Here is a 19,478-nt window from a genome sequence, read left to right as displayed (position 1 = left end):
CTTTAACGGGGAGGAAGCTCTGCCAGTCGCGCCAGTATCTCAAGAACCACCATTCGAGGCGGCCGCTCATCGGTTTCAATCACGATATCGGCGATTTCCCGATAAAACGGGTCACGGATGGCCAGCAACTCGCTCAGTACCCGGGCAGGATCGGCGGTACGCAGCAAAGGCCGATTGCGATCACGCGCGGTGCGCCCCACCTGTTGCTCGATCGAGGCGTGCAGATAAACCACACGCCCGCCGGCGCGCAGTGCCTGGCGATTTTCGCTGCGCATGACCGCACCACCGCCGGTCGCCAGAACCACGCCATCGGCGGCGCACAGTTCGGCAATCATGGCCTGCTCGCGATCACGAAAACCCGGTTCGCCTTCTTTGTCGAAGATCCAGGGAATATTGGCGCCCGTACGCAGCTCGATTTCCTTGTCGGAATCCTTGAACGGCAGTCGCAATTCTTTGGCAAGCAAACGGCCGATGGTGCTCTTGCCAGCACCCATCGGCCCCACAAGTATTAAATTTCGCACAAAATCAACGACTCACAGAAATCGCCTGGTTGTTCATGATACGCGGAGTCAAAAATACCAACAGCTCGGATTTGGACTCGGATACCACATCGCGCCTGAAAAGCCGGCCAAGATACGGTACATCGCCAAGAAATGGCACTTTATCGACAACTTTACTTTGCGTATTCGAGAACACACCACCGATGACGATGGTTTCGCCGTCGGAAATCAGCACCTTGGCGTTGACCTCGTTCTTCTTGATGGGCGGTACGCCCAGTACCGCATTCAGGTAGTCCGGCTCGTCCTTGGTGACCTTCACTTCCATGATGATGCGGTTGTCCGGCGTGATCTGCGGCGTCACTTCAAGCGACAGGGAAGCTTCCTTGAAGCTCACGGTGGTCGCACCGCTGGAGCTGGATTCCTGATACGGGATCTCCGTGCCCTTGAGGATCTTGGCGGTTTCCTTGTCGGAGGTGACCACCTTGGGCTGGGAGACGATTTCACCGTTACCGGTTTTCTCCATGGCACTCAGCTCAAGGTCCAGCAGCGTGTTGTTGGTCACGAAGCCCAGGCCTATGCCGGTCGTCGCATCAGCAGCGCCCAGGTCCACGAACGGCACGTTGGAGGTCACACTGCTGCCAGTGTTACCGGCCTCGTCGCCGTTATTATCCAGCCCGTAGGTTGTCCATTTGCCGCTGCCGCTGGTGTTGGTAGACCCGCCCCAGCGTACCCCGAGCTGCTTGTTGTAATCGACGTTGGCCTCGACGATGCGCGCCTCGATCATCACCTGGCGTACCGGGATGTCCAGTTGCGACACGATACGACGCAGTTCGTCGAGTCGTTCCTGGGTCTGGTAGGCAATGATGTTGTTGGTCCGGTCGTCCACCGTGATCGAGCCGCGCTCGTCGGCCTTGGACTCGGCGCTGGTCACGGACTGGAACAGCTTGGCGATGTCGGCTGCCTTGGCGTAATTGACCTGCAGCAGCTCGCGGCGCAAGGGCGCCAGCTCGGCGATCTGTTTGAGCGATTCCAGCTCCTGACGCTCGCGGGCGGCAATTTCATCGGCTGGTGCGACCAGCAGAACGTTGCCAACCTTGCGCTTGTCCAGGCCCTTGGTTTTCAGCACCAGATCCAGCGCCTGATCCCATGGCACATTCTGCAGACGCAGGGTGATACCGCCCTGGACCGTATCACTGGCCACCAGATTGAGGTTGGTGAAGTCGGCAATCAGCTGCAGCACCGAACGCACATCGATGTCCTGGAAGTTCAGCGACAGCTTTTCACCGGTGTACACCGGCTTGTCGGCAGCGCGGCGGTCCAGATCCTCGTTGGTCAACGGGCGCACGCTGATCGTCAGCTTGTTTTCGGTCTGGAACGCCGAGTAGTCGAAGGCGCCCGACGGCTCGATCAGAATGCTGGCCTTGTCACCTGTCGCCGAAGCACTGACGAACTGCACCGGCGTGGCGAAGTCCTTGACGTCCAGGCGGACGCGCAGCGGTTCGGGCAGCTGGGTCTTGGCGAAGTCCACGCGGATCTTGCCGCCCTGCTCCTGAATATCCGGGGCAATGCCGGGGTTGCTCAGGTCGATGACCACATTGCCTTCACCCAGCTCGCCACGCTGAAAGTCGACATTCCTGATGGCCTTGACGCCAGCGGGGATGAACGGCTTGGCGGATGCCGGTGTGGGCGGTGGCACCGCGACCCGTTGCGCGCCCATCGCGGTAGTCGGCTGGGAGGCTTGCGCGGCGCCGGCACCCTGGCCGATGACCACGAACAGGTTGTTGCCATCGACGCGGGAGCTGTACGGCGAAAGCGTGGTCAGGTTGATGATCACCCGGGTACGGTCCTGAGCCTGTACCACGACCACACTGCGCGCATTGCCGGTGCCCAGGTCACGACTTTTGGTCGCCAGCTGGCTGGTAACACCCGGCAGGTCCAGCGCAATGCGCGCCGGTTGCGAGGTGGTGTAACCGCGCGGTGCAGGCACCGGGGCGTCGAATGCCAGCTTCAGCTCGATGCGGTCACCCGGCAGGGCGGCGACATCCAGGGTCTTGAGGTTGGCAGCCTGGAGAACCGGCGACAGCATCGCGATGCATAACGACACGCCGATAATCGAGAGAATCCGGGTCATGATCAATTTCCGTTGAGCGCTACTGTGCATACTTGGCCTTGCCCACTTCATGAGCGTTCTTTGAGGGCGATCGTGCGCGGCCTTTCCAGCCACGCCCCCTCTCCATCAGGAACAATTTCGATGACATCAACCTGCGCGTCGCCGATCGACACTACCCGGCCGTTGTTACGCCCCAGATAATCCCCCACCTTGACGCGATGAACACCTCCGGCACCGCGCAGCAGGGCGAATGTCCCTGACTCGTTGCCAATCGTGCCGACCATCTCGAACGACTCGATATTGAAGCCTTCAAGGAACTGTTTGACCCGGTGTTCGTCCGGCGCCACCAGCCGTGACCCCTTCTGGCGGTTGAGCAGGTCGATCTTGACCGGCGGCTGAAAAGGACTGCGCAGCGTGGAGGCGTTGTAGGTGAACGCCTCATACGGCCGAAACTTGGGCAGCGGCTCGATGTTGCCACTCGGGCGGGCTCTGGCCTGATCCATGAATTCAGAAAGATCGGCAAAATCATTGTCATTACCGCAACCGGCCAGCCCTGCCAGAACCACACTGACGCACAGCAATCGCGCCGCCCTCATTTCTTCAGCCCTTCATCGTTGTAGCGGTAGGTCTTGGCCAGAATGCTCATGCGCAACTTGGTCGGCACCTTGGGATCGACCGGCTTGATTTCGAAATCATGCAGCGTGACGATGCGCGGCAGGCTGGCGACGCCGCTGACGAAGGTCGCCAGGTCGTGATAACCACCGACCACGGTGATCTGTATCGGCAGCTCGATGTAGAACTGCTGGGCCGCCTCGGGCAGCAGCTTGATTTCCTCGAACTCGAGCCCGCTTCCCAGTCCGGTGCGGGTGATGTCCTCAAGCAGCCCAGGCACTTCGGTGTCGCTGGGCAATTGCCGCAGCAGGGCACCGAAGGTGTTTTCCATTTCTTCCATCTGCTTCTTGTACGGCTCGAGGTTGGCCGCCTGGAAGGCCTTGTTGGAGAACTGCTCCTTGAGCGTCACCTCGCTGCCCTGCGCGCTTTCCAGCTGGGTTTCCAGGTCCTGGATAAAGAAGAAATAGCCCAGAGCGAAAATCATGACCGCGACCAGCACCCCGGCAATGGCCTTGATCGCCGCAGGCCATGAACCGAGGTTGTTCAGGTCCAGTTCGCTCAGATCGACCTTGCGCAGCCCTTCCAGCCATTCGGACATATTCATGGCTTGGCTCCTGCGGCAGCGGCAACCGGTGGCTGGGTCTGGCGTACGGTCAACTGAAAGACGTTGGCCTGATCCACAGCACCGGCGGTCGTGGCCTTGACCTCGGTCAGGCTCGGCGCTTCCAGCCAGTCGGAAGCTTCAAGATTACGCATCAGGTCGGAAACCCGGTTGTTCGACTCGGCAGCACCATTGATGGCGATCAGCTTGTCGGTCATTTTGACCTGCGAGTAATAGACGCCATCCGGCAGAGTCCGCGCCAGTTGATCGAAGACGCGCCCGGTGATCGGGCGGTTGCCTTGCAGGTCCTGAATGATCTTCATGCGCTCGAGCAGTTGCTTGCGACGGGCCTTGAGGTCGCTGATCTCCTTGATGCGGATATCGAGCTGGGCAATCTGTGTCTGCAGAAACGCATTGCGCGCCATCTGATGCTCGAGGGCGTTGCTGACGTACCGATCGATCAGAAACAGAATGCCGACTGATACCACCAACACGCCGACCAAGGCAGTCAGGAAGCGTTTCTTTCGTTCTTCGCGAAGCTCTTCGCGCCACGGTAATAAGTTGATCCGCGCCATCAGTCGAAACTCCTCAACGCCAGGCCACACGCGATCATCAGCGCCGGCGCATCACTGGCCAGGGCGCCGGCATTGACCTTGGAACTCAGGGCCATGTCGGCAAACGGGTTGGCGACCATGGTCGGAGTGCCGATGCGCCGCTGGATCAGATGCTCCAGCCCTGAAATCGAAGCCGTGCCGCCTGCCAGCATGATGTGATCCACGGAGTTGTATTGACCGGCCGCAAAGAAGAACTGCAGGGAGCGGGAAACCTGCTGCACCAGCGCTTCCTTGAAGGGGTCGAGCACCTCGCTGACGTAGTCGTCGGGCAAGCCGCCCTGCTTCTTGGCAAGCCCGGCTTCCTCCATGGAGAGCCCGTAGCGGCGCTGAATTTCGTCAGTCAGCTGGCGCCCGCCAAACAGCTGCTCGCGGGTATAAATGATCCGGCCATGATGCAGCACGCTCAGGGTGGTCATGGTGGCGCCGATATCGACCACGGCCACCGTCAGCTCGTCATGACCGTTGCCCAGTTGCGCGGCCAGCAGTCCGAACGAGCGCTCAAGCGCGTAGGCCTCGACATCGACCACGCGCGCGGTCAGCCCGGCCAGCGCCAGTGCGGCCTCGCGCACTTCGACGTTCTCCTTGCGGCAGGCAGCCAGCAACACCTCGACGCGCTCGGGATTGCGCACCGAATAGCCCTGCACTTCGAAATCGATAGCGACTTCTTCCAGCGGATAGGGGATGTACTGGTCAGCTTCAAGCTTGAGCTGGTTTTCCATGTCATCGTCGGAAAGACCGGCGTCCATCTCGATGGTCTTGGTGATCACCGCCGAACCGGCCACGGCAACCGCCACGTTCTTGACGCTGGTCTTGGCCTTGGCGAGCACGCGAGACAACGCCTGCCCGACCCCTTCGAGTTCGGCAATGTTCTTTTCGACGACAGCGTTGGCCGGCAACGGCTCTACTGCGTAAGACTCGACCTTGTAACGGGTGCCGGAACGACTCAATTCCAGGAGTTTTACCGAGGTGGAGCTAATATCGATCCCTAGAAGGGTGTTGGCCTTCTTACTGAAGAGTTCGAACACAACCTGATTCCTATGAGTTTCCGTCACTTACGGAGTTATTTCGGGCCAACGTCACTGTCGACAGCCTTGACAGTAGCGCAAATCACGCGTGGGGACGAAAAATGCTTATAATGCCCAGCGTTTTTTTCATTTAACAAAGCTTCAAGGCATGTTCATTTGTAAATGCCTGCGCTTAACCCATTATTTTTTCTGGAAATCCAAAAGCCTTGATACGCCTGCTGAAGTTTTTCTGGTGGTCCCTCGTCGCGGTATTCTGCTCGCTGTTGCTTGGCCTGAGCGGCGCGTTTCTTTACCTGAGCCCGACCCTGCCCTCCGTTGACGCGCTGCGAAGCATTCAACTGCAAATCCCCCTGCGCGTGTTCACCAGCGACGGCAAGCTGATTGCCGAGTTCGGTGAAATGCGCCGCACGCCGATTCGCTTCGCGGAAATCCCGCCCAATTTCATCAACGCACTGCTGTCGGCCGAAGACGACAACTTCGCCAACCACTACGGCGTCGACCCGGGCAGCCTGATGCGCGCCGCCACTCAACTGGTCAAGAGCGGCCATATCCAGTCAGGCGGCAGTACCATCACCATGCAGGTCGCGAAAAACTTCTTCCTGACCAGCGAGCGCAGCTTTTCGCGCAAAACCACCGAGATCCTGTTGGCCTTGCAAATCGAGCGCCAACTTACCAAGGACGAGATTCTCGAGCTGTACGTCAACAAGATTTATCTGGGTAACCGCGCCTACGGGATCGAGGCAGCGGCGCAAGTCTACTATGGCAAATCGATTCGCGATGTAAGCCTTGCGCAAATGGCCATGATTGCCGGTCTGCCCAAGGCACCGTCACGCTTCAACCCGTTGGCCAACCCGACCCGTGCCAAGGAACGTCGCGACTGGATCCTCGGCCGCATGTATCGCCTGGGCAAGATCGACCAGACGGCTTACCAGGCAGCGCTGAACGAACCGCTCAACGCCAGCTATCACGTGCCGACGCCGGAAGTGAATGCACCGTACATCGCTGAAATGGCGCGGGCAGAAATGGTCGGCCGCTATGGCAGCGAGGCCTACACAGAAGGCTTCCGCGTCACCACGACGGTGCCGAGCGACCTTCAGGAACACGCCAACAAGTCCATCCAGCAAGGCTTGATCGATTACGACCAGCGCCACGGCTACCGTGGTCCGGAAAGCCGCTTCCCGGGCATGACCCGCGCCAACTGGGTACAGGAACTGACCAGGCAGCGCATGATCAACGGCCTCGAGCCCGGCATCGTGACCCAGGTCGACAAGACCGGTCTGCGCGTTCTGACCCACAACGGCGAGAAGGAAGAAACCGTAGACTGGGCCACCATGAAGTGGGCGCGGCCTTACCTGAATACCAACAGCCTGGGCGCCAATCCGAAGCAGCCGGGTGACGTTGCCAAGGTCGGCGACCTGGTTCGTCTGCTGCGCCAGGACGATGGCTCGCTGAAATTCAGTCAAATTCCCGTCGCGCAGAGCGCACTGGTATCGCTTGATCCGCAGAACGGTGCCATTCGTGCGCTGGTCGGCGGCTTCGCGTTCGAGCAGAGCAACTACAACCGCGCCATGCAGGCCAAACGTCAACCGGGCTCCAGCTTCAAGCCGTTCATCTACAGCGCTGCGCTGGATAACGGTTACACCGCTTCCAGCCTGGTTAACGACGCGCCTATCGTCTTTGTCGACGAATACCTGGACAAGGTATGGCGTCCGAAAAATGACACCAACACCTTCCTCGGGCCGATCCGCCTGCGCGAGGCGCTGTACAAGTCTCGTAACCTGGTATCGATCCGCTTGCTTCAGGCCCTCGGCATCGACAGCACCATCGACTACATCACCCGCTTCGGCTTCTCCAAGCAGGACTTGCCGCGCAACCTGTCGCTGGCACTGGGTACGGCGACACTGACCCCGATGGAAATCGCCACCGGCTGGGCAACCTTCGCCAACGGCGGTTACAAGGTCAGCCCTTATCTGATCCAGACCATCGAGAACCGTGACGGCCAGACCCTGTTTGTCGCCAACCCGCCAAGCGTTCCGGCCAATGATGTCAATACCGCGCCCAATACTTCGACCTTTGCGGTACATGACAGCCCGAGCGTGGTTGCGGGTCCACCGGGCGCACCCGCCCAGCCGCAAGCGCCTGCCGTTGCCGAGCGCATTGTCGATGGCCGCACCACGTACATTCTGAACAGCATGCTGCAGGACGTGATCAAGCGCGGCACCGGGCGCCGCGCGCTGTCCATGAACAGACCGGACATCGCCGGCAAGACCGGTACCACCAACGATTCCAAGGATGCCTGGTTCTCCGGGTATAACGCAGACTACGTGACGACGGTGTGGAGTGGTTTCGATCAGCCTGAAAGCCTTGGCCGTCACGAATTCGGCGGGACGGTCTCGCTGCCGATCTGGATGGACTACATGAGCGCTGCGCTCAAGGACAAGCCGCCGCATCAACAGGCCGAACCGCCAGGCATTCTCAGCCTGCGCGTCGACCCATTGAGTGGCCGCGCCGCTACGCCAAGCACGCCGAACGCATTCTTCGAGCTGTTCAAAAGCGAAGACACACCGCCAAGCGTCAACGAACTGGGCGGCAGCAGTGCACCGGGCAGTCCGTTGCCAGCGGATGAGTCAGCGCCGATCGATTTGTTCTGATAGCACTGCGCGGGCTTGTGACACGGAGCGTCACGAAAGGCATTGCCACGCTGGAGCGTGAGGAACGATAGTCGTCAATAAGATCACCATCGTGCCCATGCTCCGCCCTGACGGTTATACGCAGGTCCCGTGGGAGCCAACTGTCTTTCATCATCCCCCGATGAATGGGCATTTTATAATGCCATCGCGGATAGATTCCGCGATGGCAGGCAAAGACCGCCCCCATTCAAACCGCATGATCACGCCATGGTGTTCCGTCGCGCACCATGGCGTTCAGGCGTATCAGCAACACCCGCATGCAGGCCACCAGGGCCACTTTCGCGCACTTGCCTTTGGCACGCAGCCTCGCATACCGGCCTCTTCGCGAGCAAGCTCGCTCCCACAAGTGCGGTGTATACCTGACCGGCAGGCGGGGCAGCGGGGAGATAACTGCCCCTGAAGATTTTATGGCGTGTGAAGATCTTGTGGGAGCGAGCTTGCTCGCGAAGAGGCCAGTTCAATCCCGAAAATGCCCCACAAGTGCAGGGTATCCAAGGCATAAAAAAACCCCTGCATCGCTGCAGGGGTTTTTTATTGGCTCAGGGATCAGCCCTTGAACACGTCATCCACGCTGGTCAGCGGGTAGTGCTTCGGATACGGCAGGGTGGCAACGCCGCTTTCGATGGCGGCCTTGGCCACTGCATCGGCGATCAGGCCCAGCAGGCGCGTATCCATTGGTTTCGGGATGATGTACTCACGACCGAATTCCAGTTTGATGCCGCCGTAGGCGTCGCTGACTTCCTGTGGCACAGGCAGCTTGGCCAGTTCGCGCAGGGCGTTGGCCGCAGCGATTTTCATTTCTTCGTTGATGCGCTTGGCGCGAACGTCCAGAGCACCGCGGAAGATGAACGGGAAGCCCAGCACGTTGTTGACCTGGTTCGGGTAGTCCGAACGGCCAGTGGCCATGATCACATCGCTGCGCGTGGCGTGAGCCAGTTCCGGGGAAATTTCCGGATCAGGGTTCGAGCAAGCGAACACGATCGGGTCCTTGGCCATCAGCTTGAGGTTTTCAGCGCTCAGCAGGTTAGGGCCGGACAGGCCTACGAATACGTCAGCGCCATCCAGTGCATCGGTCAGCGAGCGCTTCTCGGTAGCGTGAGCGAATGCAGCCTTGTACTGGTTCAGGTCGGTACGGCCGGAGTGGATAACGCCGGTACGGTCGACCATGAAGATGTTTTCGATCTTCGCGCCCATGCTCACCAGCAGCTTCATGCAGGAGATGGCTGCAGCGCCAGCGCCCAGGCAGACGATCTTCGCCGATTCGAGGGTCTTGCCGACGATTTCCAGTGCGTTGATCATGCCGGCCGCCGTCACGATAGCGGTGCCGTGCTGGTCATCATGGAAAACCGGGATGTCGCACTGTTCGATCAGCGCCTTCTCGATTTCAAAGCACTCAGGCGCCTTGATGTCTTCCAGGTTGATGCCACCGAAGGTGATGGAGATACGCTTGACGGTGTCGATGAACGCCTGCGGGCTTTCGGAATCGACTTCGATATCGAAAACGTCGATACCGGCGAAGCGCTTGAACAGAACGCCCTTACCTTCCATGACCGGCTTGGAAGCCAATGGCCCCAGATCGCCGAGGCCGAGAATCGCGGTGCCATCAGAAATAACTGCTACCAGATTGCCTTTGCCGGTGTACTTGTAAGCCAGCTCGGGGTCACGGGCAATTTCACGCACGGGTTCAGCAACGCCAGGGCTGTAGGCCAGAGCCAGGTCACGAGCGGTTGCGGTCGGCTTGGTGAGTTCGACGCTCAGCTTCCCCGGACGAGGATTGGCATGGTATTCGAGCGCGGCAGTTTTCAGATCTGACATGTATTGGATTCCGCTTTTTTTACTGTGGGACAGACGGACCGCCGAGGATACGCAAGATGCATAGTCCTAACAAGACTGACCAGTCACTGCTGTCAATAGGCACAGGCTTAGACTTTAGCTTAGAGGTCTGATACGTGAACACTCGGTCACGCTCGTCGGATCACCGGCCTGAAGGGCGCTTCTAACGGCGGGAAGGGCTCAGCATGGCGGGATGGGTCAGTGGCAGCAGCCAGCGGGACTGCCCGGCTTTCAGGCCCGCGCGCCGGGAGCGGTCGACTACCCAGCCACGCGCTTCGACCTGCTGCCCTTGGAGGCGCTGGAGCATCGCCGTATCGAACGCATTCAGGTGGGCAGGCGCGACACGCAGGACCAGCGAGCCCTGCAACTCGATCCAGATACCGCCGCGATTGCGCTGCACACGCCTGACCTGACCGGACACAATCGCGAACCCGCCTTTGCTCAGCCGGGTCGAGGACTGCACCGGCGAATTGCGCCACACACCCAGCCGCGCCTGACGTGCCTGACGCTCCGCGCCCTGCTGGCAAGCGACCAGCCTGACATTGGGCGCAACGGCCACCAGATAGCCCAGACCTTCACTCAGCAACTGCGCCTCGAGGTTGGCGCCCTTACGGTCATAGACGTTGGCCAGCGTGCGGCCGTAATGATCCTTGCCCTGCTGGCCGATACGCAGCCTGACCTTGCCGCCGCTTTCATTCACCAGCGTCTGCAAGCGCTTTTTCGCCGCCTCGGCAAACGGTTCGGCCGACCGGCCTTTCCTGCCGGTTTCAGGCGTATTGAGCCCGATCATTCGCACACTGCGGCCATCGGTCAGCTTTAACGTGTCGCCGTCGACCACACGCTGCACCTGTGCAATCGGCAACGAGGCAGGTGCGGGGCAGAAGGCCTGCGCAGCGGACACCCAAATCGCGGGCATAAAAAAGACGCCCACAAGGAGCGCCTTTTCAAGCAGCCTGGAGATGCCCATAGGGCAGCCAGTCTTACTTCGCTTTGGTTGCGCCGAACGCACCGAAACGGGATTTGAACTTGTCGACACGGCCGCCAACGTCAAGCATCTTCTGCTTGCCGGTGTAGAACGGGTGGCACTCGTTGCACACGTCCAGGCTCAGAGGAGCGGCCAGGGTGGAACGGGTCTTGATGACATTGCCGCAGCTGCAGGTAGCGTCAATGGCTTCGTAAACTGGATGGATATCAGCTTTCATCGGTACTTCCTCGGTCTAACGCGCCGCCACCCAACACTATTGTTGAATACCGCACGGAAATAGGCTGCGGATAGTACCAGACAATTGCAACGACGCAAGCGAACCTTCACACCGGTCGTCTGCTAAGATCGCGCCTCCGTCATCACTTATCACCACAGGGAAACACCGCGTGCCCGACGCCATCCTGCGCCTTGCCCTGCCCTCGCCGCTTCGCCGCCTGTTCGACTACCGCGCCCCCGCGGGCGTGTCGCGCAGCGCCTTGCAGCCGGGCATGCGTCTGCGAGTGCCGTTCGGACGTCGGGAAATGATCGGCATTCTGGTGGAAGTGGTCGATCACAGCGAAGTACCCGCCGACAAGCTGAAGCCGGCTATCGCCCTGCTCGACAGTGAAGCGCCGCTGCCGCCCGCACTGTTCAAGCTGTGCCTGTGGACCTCGCAGTACTACCAGCACAGCCTCGGAGACACACTGAGCTGGGCCTTGCCGGTGCTGCTGCGTCAGGGCGAACTGGCCGAAAGTCGCCAAGAGCGCTTCTGGCATGTGGCCCCGGGCGCCAGCGTCGACGATCCGCGCATCGCCCGCGCGCCCAAGCAGCGCGAAGCCCTGACCACCCTTGCCCAGCACCCGCACGGAGTGGCGCATCAACTGCTCAGCAAGCTGATGCTTAACAGGGACAGCCTCAACCTGTTGCTGGCCAAGGAGCTGGTGTACGTCGAGGTCCGCAGCCATGCGCCCAGCGCACGCCATGAACACTGGCTGGCCCAGCCTGAATTGCCACTCAACACCGAACAACGCGCCGCTTACGAAGCGATCCGCGCCGGATTCGACAGCTTTCATGCGTTTCTGCTGGCCGGTGTCACCGGCAGCGGCAAGACCGAAGTCTATCTGCAACTGATCCGCGAAACCCTCGAAGCCGGAAAGCAGGCGCTGGTGCTGATCCCGGAAATCAACCTCGGCCCGCAGACCCTGGCGCGCTTCGAGCAGCGCTTCAATGCGCGCATTGCGCTGGTCCACTCGGCGGTCAACGACCGCGAACGGCTGGACGCCTGGCTGGCGGCTCGCGATGGCGAGGCGGACATCATCATCGGCACGCGTTCGGCGCTGTTCACGCCGATGAAAAACCCCGGCCTGATCATCATCGACGAAGAACACGACGGTTCCTATAAACAGCAGGAAGGTCTGCGCTATCACGCCCGCGATCTGGCACTGGTGCGGGCGCGTCAGGAAAACATTCCGATTGTCCTGGGCTCGGCCACGCCGTCCCTGGAAAGCCTGCACAACGCCTACACCGGCCGCTATGGCCTGTTGCGCCTGAATCAGCGCGCGGGCGGCGCACAACAGCCGCGTTTCATGCGCCTGGACGTCAAGAGCCGACCGCTGGACAGCGGCATCTCCGGGCCCATGCAGCAGGCCATCGGCCAGACGCTCGCGGCAGGCCAGCAGGTCTTGGTGTTCCTCAACCGTCGCGGCTTTGCGCCAACCTTGCTGTGCCACGACTGCGGCTGGATGTCCGGCTGCCAACGCTGCGATGCACGCATGACCGTGCACCAGCGCTCGGGCGAACTGCGCTGCCATCACTGCGGGTATGTCGAGCGCGTACCGCGTCAGTGCCCGTCGTGCGGCAAGGTGGATTTGCGCCCGGTAGGCGCCGGCACCGAGCGCGCCGAAGAGCGCCTGGCGATTCTGTTTCCGGACTACCCCGTGCTGCGTGTCGATCGCGACAGCACGTCGCGCAAGGACGCCATGAACCAGCTGTTCACGACGATCCAGCGCGGTCAGCCGTGCATTCTGGTCGGCACGCAAATGCTCGCCAAGGGTCATCACTTTCCCCGGGTCACGCTGGTCTCGATTCTGGACGCCGACGGCGGGCTGTTTTCCGGCGACTTCCGCGCCAGCGAGCGCATGGCGCAACTGATCGTGCAGGTGGCAGGCCGTGCCGGGCGCGCCGAAGAGCCTGGCAAGGTGATCATCCAGACCCACCTGGCCGACCATCCGTTGCTGATCCAGCTGACCGAACAGGGTTATTTCGCCTTTGCCGAACAAGCGTTGAGCGAGCGCCGTTCAGCGGGTCTGCCACCGTTTTCTCACCTTGCACTGCTGCGCGCCGAAGCGCACAAGCCGGGGCAGGCCGAGGCCTTTCTTGATCAGGCCTGCAGCGATGCCGAGCAACTGGTTGCGCAAATGGCGCTGGGCGGCATAGAGCTGCTGGGCCCGGTTCCGGCCCCGATGGAACGCCGCGCCGGGCGTTATCGCGCGCAACTGCTGGTGCAGTCCAGCGCCCGCGCGCCACTGCATAAATTGCTTGCCACCTGGCTGCTCGCGCTGGAGCAAATGCCCAGCGGTCGACAGGTCAGATGGTCGCTGGATGTGGATCCCGTGGATCTTTATTAAGTCACGCCGTTGGCAAGCAGGCTTGAGCAACGGATAATGCGGAGTTTTTCCACCCGCGCATCGAAGCGCCACCGCGCTTGCGGTCGAAGAGAGCACCATGAAAGACACGATTCGCCAGCTGATTCAACAAGCCCTGACCCGTCTCGTCACCGAGGGCGTCTTGCCAGAAGGGCTGACGCCGGCGATTCAGGTGGAAAACGCCCGCGACAAGACGCACGGCGACTTCGCCAGCAATATCGCGATGATGCTCGCCAAGCCTGCCGGCATGAAACCGCGCGATCTGGCTGAAAAACTGATCGCCGCACTCCCGGCCGACGAGCAGATCAGCAAGGTCGAAATTGCCGGGCCGGGCTTCCTGAACTTCTTCCAGAACACCGCCGCGCTCGCCGCACGCCTCGACGCTGCCTTGGCCGACCCGGAAAAACTGTCGGTCCGCAAGGCGGGCGCTGCACAGCGCGTGGTGGTCGATCTGTCGGCACCCAATCTGGCCAAGGAAATGCACGTTGGGCACCTGCGCTCGACCATTATTGGCGACGGCGTAGCGAACGTTCTCGAGTTTCTCGGTGACACGGTCATTCGCCAGAACCACGTGGGCGACTGGGGCACCCAGTTCGGCATGCTGCTGGCCTATCTGCAGGAAAAGCCGGCGACCAGCGACGAGCTGTCCGACCTGGAAAACTTCTACCGCGCCGCCAAGCAGCGCTTTGACGAGTCCGAAGAGTTCGCCGAGCGTGCCCGTGGTCTGGTGGTCAAGCTGCAGGCCGGCGATGCCGAATGCCTGGCGCTGTGGACGCGCTTCAAGGATATCTCGCTGTCGCACTGTCAGGAGACCTACGAGCGCCTCAACGTCAAGCTGACCCCGGCCGACGTGATGGGCGAAAGCGCCTATAACGATGACCTGGCCAATGTCGTCAACGACCTGAAAGCCACGGGCCTGCTGGTCGAGAGCAATGGCGCACAATGCGTGTTCCTCGAAGAATTCCGCACCGCCGATGACACGCCGTTGCCGGTCATCGTGCAGAAGGCCGGTGGTGGTTATCTGTATGCCACCACCGACCTGGCAGCGATCCGCTATCGCAGCAAGGTGCTCAAGGCCGATCGCGTACTGTATTTCGTCGACCAGCGTCAGGCCCTGCACTTCCAGCAGGTGTTCGAAGTGGCGCGCCGCGCCGGTTTCGTGCATGACGGCATGCAGCTCGAACACATGGGCTTCGGCACCATGAACGGCGCCGACGGCCGCCCGTTCAAGACCCGTGATGGCGGTACGGTCAAGCTCATCGACCTGCTTGATGAAGCCGAAGAACGTGCCTACACGCTGGTCAAGGAAAAGAACCCGGAAGTCGCCGAAGCGGAATTGCGCAGCATTGCCAAGGCCGTGGGCATCAGTGCGGTGAAATACGCCGACCTGTCCAAGCACCGCGCCAGCGATTACAGCTTCAACTTCGATCAGATGCTCAGTTTCGAGGGCAATACCGCGCCCTATCTGCTGTACGCCTACACCCGTGTGGCCGGCGTGTTCCGCAAGCTGGGCAGCGCGTTTGACGCCAGCAAGGGCCAGATCGTCCTCGCAGCGCCGCAGGAACAGGAACTGGCCGCACGTCTGGCACAGTTCACCGAAACACTGAACAACGTCGCAGAAAAAGGCACACCGCACGTACTTTGTGCTTACCTGTATGACCTTGCGGGTCTGTTTTCGAGCTTTTACGAAAACTGCCCGATCCTTGGTGCGGAAAACCCCGATCAGCAACAGAGCCGTCTGCGCCTGGCTGCACTGACCGGCCGCACCCTCAAGCAAGGCCTGGACCTGTTGGGTCTGGAAACTCTGGAGCGTATGTAAGTTGGCAGTTGCGAAGAAGAAACCGGCACCCAAGCGGGGCGCCAGCCGTTACCAGGCACCCGCGAAGAAGCCGATTCCAGGATGGTTGTGGCTGGCGATTGGCTTGACCGTGGGCGCATTCGTGGTCTTTTTGATGAAGCTCGAACCCGGTGGCGATGACGTCAAGCGGGTCAGGGCAGACGCCAAGGCTGCAAAGATCGCCGAAGCGAACAAGACACCGCCAAGCCCTACGGCGCCGGTCAAACCCAAGTACGACTTCTACACATTGCTGCCGGAATCGGAAGTGATCGTGCCGAACGAGGCCGTGCCGGAGAAAACCCCGCCGCCTGTGGCACCGACAGCACCGGTCTCGCCGGAACAGGCAGCCAAGATCGACACGGCACGTGCCCAGGCAGCCCTCAGCGGCCTGACGCCTCCGCCGGCGCCACCGGTTGCGACCACCAAGCCGGCAGCGGTGACGACGTTCTTCCTGCAGGCAGGCTCGTTCCGCAAACAGGCTGACGCCGAGAAGGTCCGCGCGCAAATCATCCTGCTGGGCCAGACCTCTACCGTCGAGTCGGGCACCGTCAAGGATGAAACCTGGTATCGCGTACTGGTCGGCCCGTTCAGCAACCGCGAACAACTGACCACTGCCCAGAAACAACTGGCAAGCGGCGGATTTAGTAACCTGTTGTTGCAACAGCGCCAGAGCCGCTAGCCAAAGCGCCGCTGTTTCCGTGCTCATCGCGTGTTTTCGATGAGTACGGAGAACGGAGCTTCTGCCCGAAGGGCGTAGGAGCGGACTTGTCCGCGATCTGCCGGGAACCGGCAGCAAAACCAGCCGCATCTGTGTATCAGACCCAGCCGAGACAGCCTGTTTGGGGGCCGCTTCGCAGCCCATCGCGGACAAGTCCGCTCCTACGCCCGTTGGGCAGAATCAAAACGGCCTTCTGTCCGCTACAAAAACCGGGAGATCGCGGACAAACGAAGCGTCGCCTGGTCCGCTTAAAGAGTTGGGACAAGAATCATGCGGTCATTCCCCCCGATTCATCCCCAAGGTTGAAATACTCACCCACACCCCCATATGAGTTTGCATCAGGGCATTTTCGCCCCGCAGTGTGGAGACTCTCCCTTGACCACCATCGTTTCAGTGCGCCGCCACGGTAAAGTCGTCATGGCTGGCGACGGCCAGGTTTCTCTGGGCAACACCGTCATGAAAGGCAACGCCAAGAAGGTACGCCGCCTGTATCACGGTGAAGTGATCGCCGGATTCGCTGGCGCGACCGCCGATGCATTCACGCTGTTCGAACGTTTCGAGGCCCAACTGGAAAAACACCAGGGGCATCTGGTTCGTGCAGCCGTCGAACTGGCCAAGGACTGGCGCACCGATCGCTCGCTGAGCCGCCTTGAAGCCATGCTGGCCGTCGCCAACAAGGACGCCTCGCTGATCATCACCGGCAACGGTGACGTGGTCGAGCCCGAGGACGGACTGATCGCCATGGGCTCCGGCGGCGCATTCGCTCAGGCCGCAGCACGCGCCCTGCTGCTCAAGACCGACCTGTCGGCCCGCGAAATTGCCGAGACTTCCCTGCATATCGCCGGCGACATTTGCGTGTTCACCAACCACAACATCACCATTGAGGAGCAGGACCTCGTCGGCTAAGCCGCTGCCGGGCCGCACATCTTGCGGCCCCATCGACTTGACCGTACCAGAGGACCGTGAATAACCATGTCAATGACTCCCCGCGAAATCGTCCATGAACTCAACCGCCATATTATCGGCCAGGACGATGCCAAGCGCGCCGTAGCCATTGCCCTGCGCAATCGCTGGCGCCGCATGCAGTTGCCGGAAGAGCTGCGTGTTGAAGTAACCCCCAAGAACATTCTGATGATCGGTCCGACCGGTGTCGGCAAAACCGAAATCGCCCGTCGTCTGGCCAAACTCGCCAACGCGCCGTTCATCAAGGTCGAAGCCACCAAATTCACCGAAGTGGGTTATGTGGGTCGTGATGTAGAGTCGATCATCCGTGATCTGGCCGATGCCGCGATCAAGCTGCTGCGCGAACAGGAAATCGTCAAGGTGCGTCACCGTGCCGAAGATGCTGCCGAAGAGCGCATTCTCGACGCCCTGCTGCCACCGGCCCGGGTCGGCTTCAACGAAGACCCGGCGCAGAGCAGCGATTCCAATACCCGTCAGCTGTTCCGCAAGCGTCTGCGCGAAGGCCAGCTGGATGACAAGGAAATCGAGATCGAGATCAACGAAGCCGTTGGTGTCGATATCTCCGCGCCGCCTGGCATGGAGGAGATGACCAATCAGTTGCAGAGCCTGTTTGCCAACATGGGCAAGGGCAAGACCAAGAGCCGCAAACTCAAGGTCAAGGAAGCGCTCAAGCTGGTACGCGAAGAAGAAGCGGGCCGTCTGGTCAATGAAGAAGAGCTGAAAGCCAAAGCGCTGGAAGCGGTCGAACAACACGGCATCGTATTCATTGACGAAATCGACAAGGTGGCCAAGCGTGGTAATTCGGGCGGTGTCGACGTGTCCCGTGAAGGCGTGCAGCGCGACCTGCTGCCACTGATCGAAGGCTGCACCGTGAACACCAAACTGGGCATGGTCAAGACCGACCATATCCTGTTTATCGCCTCGGGCGCGTTCCATTTGAGCAAGCCGAGTGATCTGGTCCCCGAGCTGCAAGGCCGTCTGCCGATCCGCGTCGAACTCAAGGCGCTGTCGCCGCAGGACTTCGAGCGCATCCTCAGCGAGCCGCATGCGTCGTTGACCGAACAGTACCGCGAGCTGCTCAAGACCGAAGGCCTGAAGATCGAGTTCAAGCCTGAAGGCATCAAGCGTCTGGCCGAGATCGCCTGGCAGGTCAACGAGAAGACCGAGAACATCGGCGCCCGCCGCCTGCACACGCTGCTTGAGCGCCTGCTCGAGGAAGTCTCGTTCAGCGCCGGTGACCTGGCCATCAGCCCTGACGCAGCGCCGATCGAGATCGACGCGGAATACGTCAATAGTCACTTGGGTGACCTGGCAGAAAACGAAGACCTGTCGCGTTATATTCTCTGAAGCTGCAAGCTATTAGCTGCAAGCTATTAGCTGCAAGCTGCAAGCGGTTGTTCACGCTTGCAGCTTTTTGCTTCTGCCCGACGCTTAAAACCCGAGACTGCAGCCATGCCCGCTCTGCCCACTGCCATCCAGTTGCACAAGGCCTCCAAGACCCTGACGCTGAAATACGCGCCGGATGAGGAATACCATTTGCCCGCCGAATTTCTGCGGGTGCATTCCCCTTCTGCCGAAGTTCAGGGCCACGGCCGGCCGATCCTGCAATTCGGCAAACTGGGAGTCGGCCTGACCAAGGTCGAGCCCGCCGGGCAATATGCGCTGAAACTGACCTTCGATGACGGCCATGACAGCGGCCTGTTTACCTGGGAATACCTGTACGAACTGGCCACACGCCAGGCTTCGCTGTGGGAAGACTACCTGCAGGAACTCGAAAAAGCCGGCAAGTCCCGCGACCCTTCCGAACACGTCATCAAACTAATGCTCTGATCCGCCTGCAGGTGTCCGCATGAACACCATTGTGCCGATGCGCCGCGTGGGCATGCCGTTCTGGACGCTCTGCGTCCTCCCTTGAGCAGGTGGCGCGGCGTTGGTCTGTGACGCGGAGCGTCATGAAATACATTCCCACGCTGGAGCGTGAGGAACGATAGGTGCCCGCAAGAACATCATCGTGCCCATGCTCCGCGTGGGCATGCCGTTCTGGACGCTCTGCGTCCTCCCTTGAGCAGGTGGCGCGGCGTTGGTCTGTGACGCGGAGCGTCATGAAATACATTCCCACGCTGGAGCGTGAGGAACGATAGTCGTCCGTAAGAACACCATCGTGCCCATGCTCCGCGTGGGCATGCCGTTCTGGACGCTCTGCGTCCTACCTTGAGCAGGTGGCGCGGCGTAGATCTGTGACGCGGAGCGTCACGAAAGGCATTCCCACGCTGTGGACTGCCCCCAAGAAGTTGGACACCAATCCGACCTAATGGGGGTGTTCAAATGGCCAAGTATTCAGAGCAATTCAAACTCACCGTCGTCAA

At 60.7% G+C, this 19,478-nt stretch carries 16 protein-coding genes and 1 pseudogene; 7 read left to right on the top strand and 10 right to left on the bottom strand.

Going from position 1 to position 19,478, the window contains the following annotated elements:
• Nucleotides 1-2: 2 nt before the first annotated feature.
• The 6 genes from aroK to KBY02_RS13935 are packed head-to-tail and all read right to left on the bottom strand — an operon-like array spanning nt 3 to nt 5,462.
• Complete coding sequence (aroK, locus tag KBY02_RS13960) at nt 3-521, bottom strand: shikimate kinase AroK (RefSeq protein ID WP_003403034.1); 519 nt, start codon at nt 519-521, stop codon at nt 3-5.
• Between the two features lie 4 nt (nt 522-525).
• Nucleotides 526-2,631: a type IV pilus secretin PilQ gene (gene pilQ / locus KBY02_RS13955; RefSeq protein ID WP_024639377.1), complete on the bottom strand. Its 2,106-nt coding sequence runs from the start codon at nt 2,629-2,631 to the stop codon at nt 526-528.
• 47 nt (nt 2,632-2,678) lie between these two features.
• Entirely contained in the window at nt 2,679-3,206 is a 528-nt protein-coding gene (gene pilP / locus KBY02_RS13950; protein ID WP_011266376.1) for a type 4a pilus biogenesis lipoprotein PilP, read from the bottom strand.
• Complete coding sequence (gene pilO, locus KBY02_RS13945; RefSeq protein ID WP_003403037.1) at nt 3,203-3,826, bottom strand: type 4a pilus biogenesis protein PilO; 624 nt, start codon at nt 3,824-3,826, stop codon at nt 3,203-3,205. The genes pilP and pilO overlap by 4 nt, the downstream gene beginning before the upstream one ends.
• On the bottom strand, nt 3,823-4,398 hold the full coding sequence (locus tag KBY02_RS13940; RefSeq protein ID WP_003403038.1) for a PilN domain-containing protein: 576 nt from the start codon (nt 4,396-4,398) through the stop codon (nt 3,823-3,825). Before KBY02_RS13940 ends, pilO begins: the two co-directional genes overlap by 4 nt.
• Nucleotides 4,398-5,462 carry a pilus assembly protein PilM gene (locus KBY02_RS13935; RefSeq protein ID WP_003403040.1) on the bottom strand — a complete coding sequence of 355 codons (1,065 nt, stop codon included), beginning with the start codon at nt 5,460-5,462 and terminating at the stop codon, nt 4,398-4,400. Before KBY02_RS13935 ends, KBY02_RS13940 begins: the two co-directional genes overlap by 1 nt.
• A gap of 209 nt (nt 5,463-5,671) precedes the next feature.
• Between KBY02_RS13935 and KBY02_RS13930 the strand changes: the two genes are divergently transcribed.
• Complete coding sequence (locus tag KBY02_RS13930) at nt 5,672-8,113, top strand: penicillin-binding protein 1A (RefSeq protein ID WP_371834303.1); 2,442 nt, start codon at nt 5,672-5,674, stop codon at nt 8,111-8,113.
• 226 nt (nt 8,114-8,339) lie between these two features.
• Here the strand turns inward: KBY02_RS13930 and KBY02_RS13925 are convergent.
• The 4 genes and pseudogenes from KBY02_RS13925 to rpmE all read right to left on the bottom strand — a co-directional run.
• Nucleotides 8,340-8,468 (bottom strand): annotated as a pseudogene (locus KBY02_RS13925) (IS110 family transposase); the annotation flags it as partial.
• 230 nt (nt 8,469-8,698) lie between these two features.
• The gene (locus KBY02_RS13920) at nt 8,699-9,967 is read right to left on the bottom strand and encodes a malic enzyme-like NAD(P)-binding protein (protein WP_011266374.1); all 1,269 of its coding nucleotides are present in this window, start codon (nt 9,965-9,967) and stop codon (nt 8,699-8,701) included.
• A 181-nt stretch (nt 9,968-10,148) separates the two neighbouring features.
• On the bottom strand, nt 10,149-10,952 hold the full coding sequence (locus KBY02_RS13915; RefSeq protein WP_032655047.1) for a thermonuclease family protein: 804 nt from the start codon (nt 10,950-10,952) through the stop codon (nt 10,149-10,151).
• A gap of 13 nt (nt 10,953-10,965) precedes the next feature.
• The gene (gene rpmE / locus KBY02_RS13910) at nt 10,966-11,187 is read right to left on the bottom strand and encodes a 50S ribosomal protein L31 (protein WP_003403048.1); all 222 of its coding nucleotides are present in this window, start codon (nt 11,185-11,187) and stop codon (nt 10,966-10,968) included.
• 169 nt (nt 11,188-11,356) lie between these two features.
• Between rpmE and KBY02_RS13905 the strand changes: the two genes are divergently transcribed.
• From KBY02_RS13905 to KBY02_RS13880, 6 genes are all read left to right on the top strand, one after another.
• Nucleotides 11,357-13,576, top strand: coding sequence for a primosomal protein N' (locus tag KBY02_RS13905; protein WP_003403050.1), 2,220 nt, complete (start codon nt 11,357-11,359; stop codon nt 13,574-13,576).
• A 97-nt stretch (nt 13,577-13,673) separates the two neighbouring features.
• Entirely contained in the window at nt 13,674-15,413 is a 1,740-nt protein-coding gene (gene argS / locus KBY02_RS13900) for an arginine--tRNA ligase (protein ID WP_003403053.1), read from the top strand.
• Between the two features lies 1 nt (nt 15,414).
• Nucleotides 15,415-16,110, top strand: a complete 696-nt coding sequence (locus KBY02_RS13895) for an SPOR domain-containing protein (RefSeq protein ID WP_003403056.1) — start codon at nt 15,415-15,417, stop codon at nt 16,108-16,110.
• 414 nt (nt 16,111-16,524) lie between these two features.
• Complete coding sequence (gene hslV / locus KBY02_RS13890) at nt 16,525-17,055, top strand: ATP-dependent protease subunit HslV (RefSeq protein ID WP_002551644.1); 531 nt, start codon at nt 16,525-16,527, stop codon at nt 17,053-17,055.
• A gap of 66 nt (nt 17,056-17,121) precedes the next feature.
• Nucleotides 17,122-18,459, top strand: a complete 1,338-nt coding sequence (hslU, locus tag KBY02_RS13885) for an ATP-dependent protease ATPase subunit HslU (RefSeq protein ID WP_003316641.1) — start codon at nt 17,122-17,124, stop codon at nt 18,457-18,459.
• 105 nt (nt 18,460-18,564) lie between these two features.
• Nucleotides 18,565-18,942, top strand: coding sequence for a gamma-butyrobetaine hydroxylase-like domain-containing protein (locus KBY02_RS13880; RefSeq protein WP_003316640.1), 378 nt, complete (start codon nt 18,565-18,567; stop codon nt 18,940-18,942).
• Nucleotides 18,943-19,478: the final 536 nt, after the last annotated feature.

Origin of the sequence: Pseudomonas sp. P129 (assembly GCF_020312195.1) — a bacterium.
Taxonomy (GTDB): domain Bacteria; phylum Pseudomonadota; class Gammaproteobacteria; order Pseudomonadales; family Pseudomonadaceae; genus Aquipseudomonas; species Aquipseudomonas fragariae.
Note: the sequence above shows the minus strand (reverse complement) of the source record. Positions and strands in the feature narration are given on the sequence as shown.

What these genes read in the sequence shown, in the direction of transcription:
- pilQ (WP_024639377.1), bottom strand. Translation starts at nt 2,631, where the DNA reads ATGACCCGGATTCTCTCGATTATCGGCGTGTCGTTATGCATCGCGATG.
- pilP (WP_011266376.1), bottom strand. Translation starts at nt 3,206, where the DNA reads ATGAGGGCGGCGCGATTGCTGTGCGTCAGTGTGGTTCTGGCAGGGCTG.
- pilO (WP_003403037.1), bottom strand. Translation starts at nt 3,826, where the DNA reads ATGAATATGTCCGAATGGCTGGAAGGGCTGCGCAAGGTCGATCTGAGC.
- KBY02_RS13940 (WP_003403038.1), bottom strand. Translation starts at nt 4,398, where the DNA reads ATGGCGCGGATCAACTTATTACCGTGGCGCGAAGAGCTTCGCGAAGAA.
- KBY02_RS13920 (WP_011266374.1), bottom strand. Translation starts at nt 9,967, where the DNA reads ATGTCAGATCTGAAAACTGCCGCGCTCGAATACCATGCCAATCCTCGT.
- KBY02_RS13915 (WP_032655047.1), bottom strand. Translation starts at nt 10,952, where the DNA reads ATGGGCATCTCCAGGCTGCTTGAAAAGGCGCTCCTTGTGGGCGTCTTT.
- rpmE (WP_003403048.1), bottom strand. Translation starts at nt 11,187, where the DNA reads ATGAAAGCTGATATCCATCCAGTTTACGAAGCCATTGACGCTACCTGC.
- argS (WP_003403053.1), top strand. Translation starts at nt 13,674, where the DNA reads ATGAAAGACACGATTCGCCAGCTGATTCAACAAGCCCTGACCCGTCTC.
- hslU (WP_003316641.1), top strand. Translation starts at nt 17,122, where the DNA reads ATGTCAATGACTCCCCGCGAAATCGTCCATGAACTCAACCGCCATATT.
- KBY02_RS13880 (WP_003316640.1), top strand. Translation starts at nt 18,565, where the DNA reads ATGCCCGCTCTGCCCACTGCCATCCAGTTGCACAAGGCCTCCAAGACC.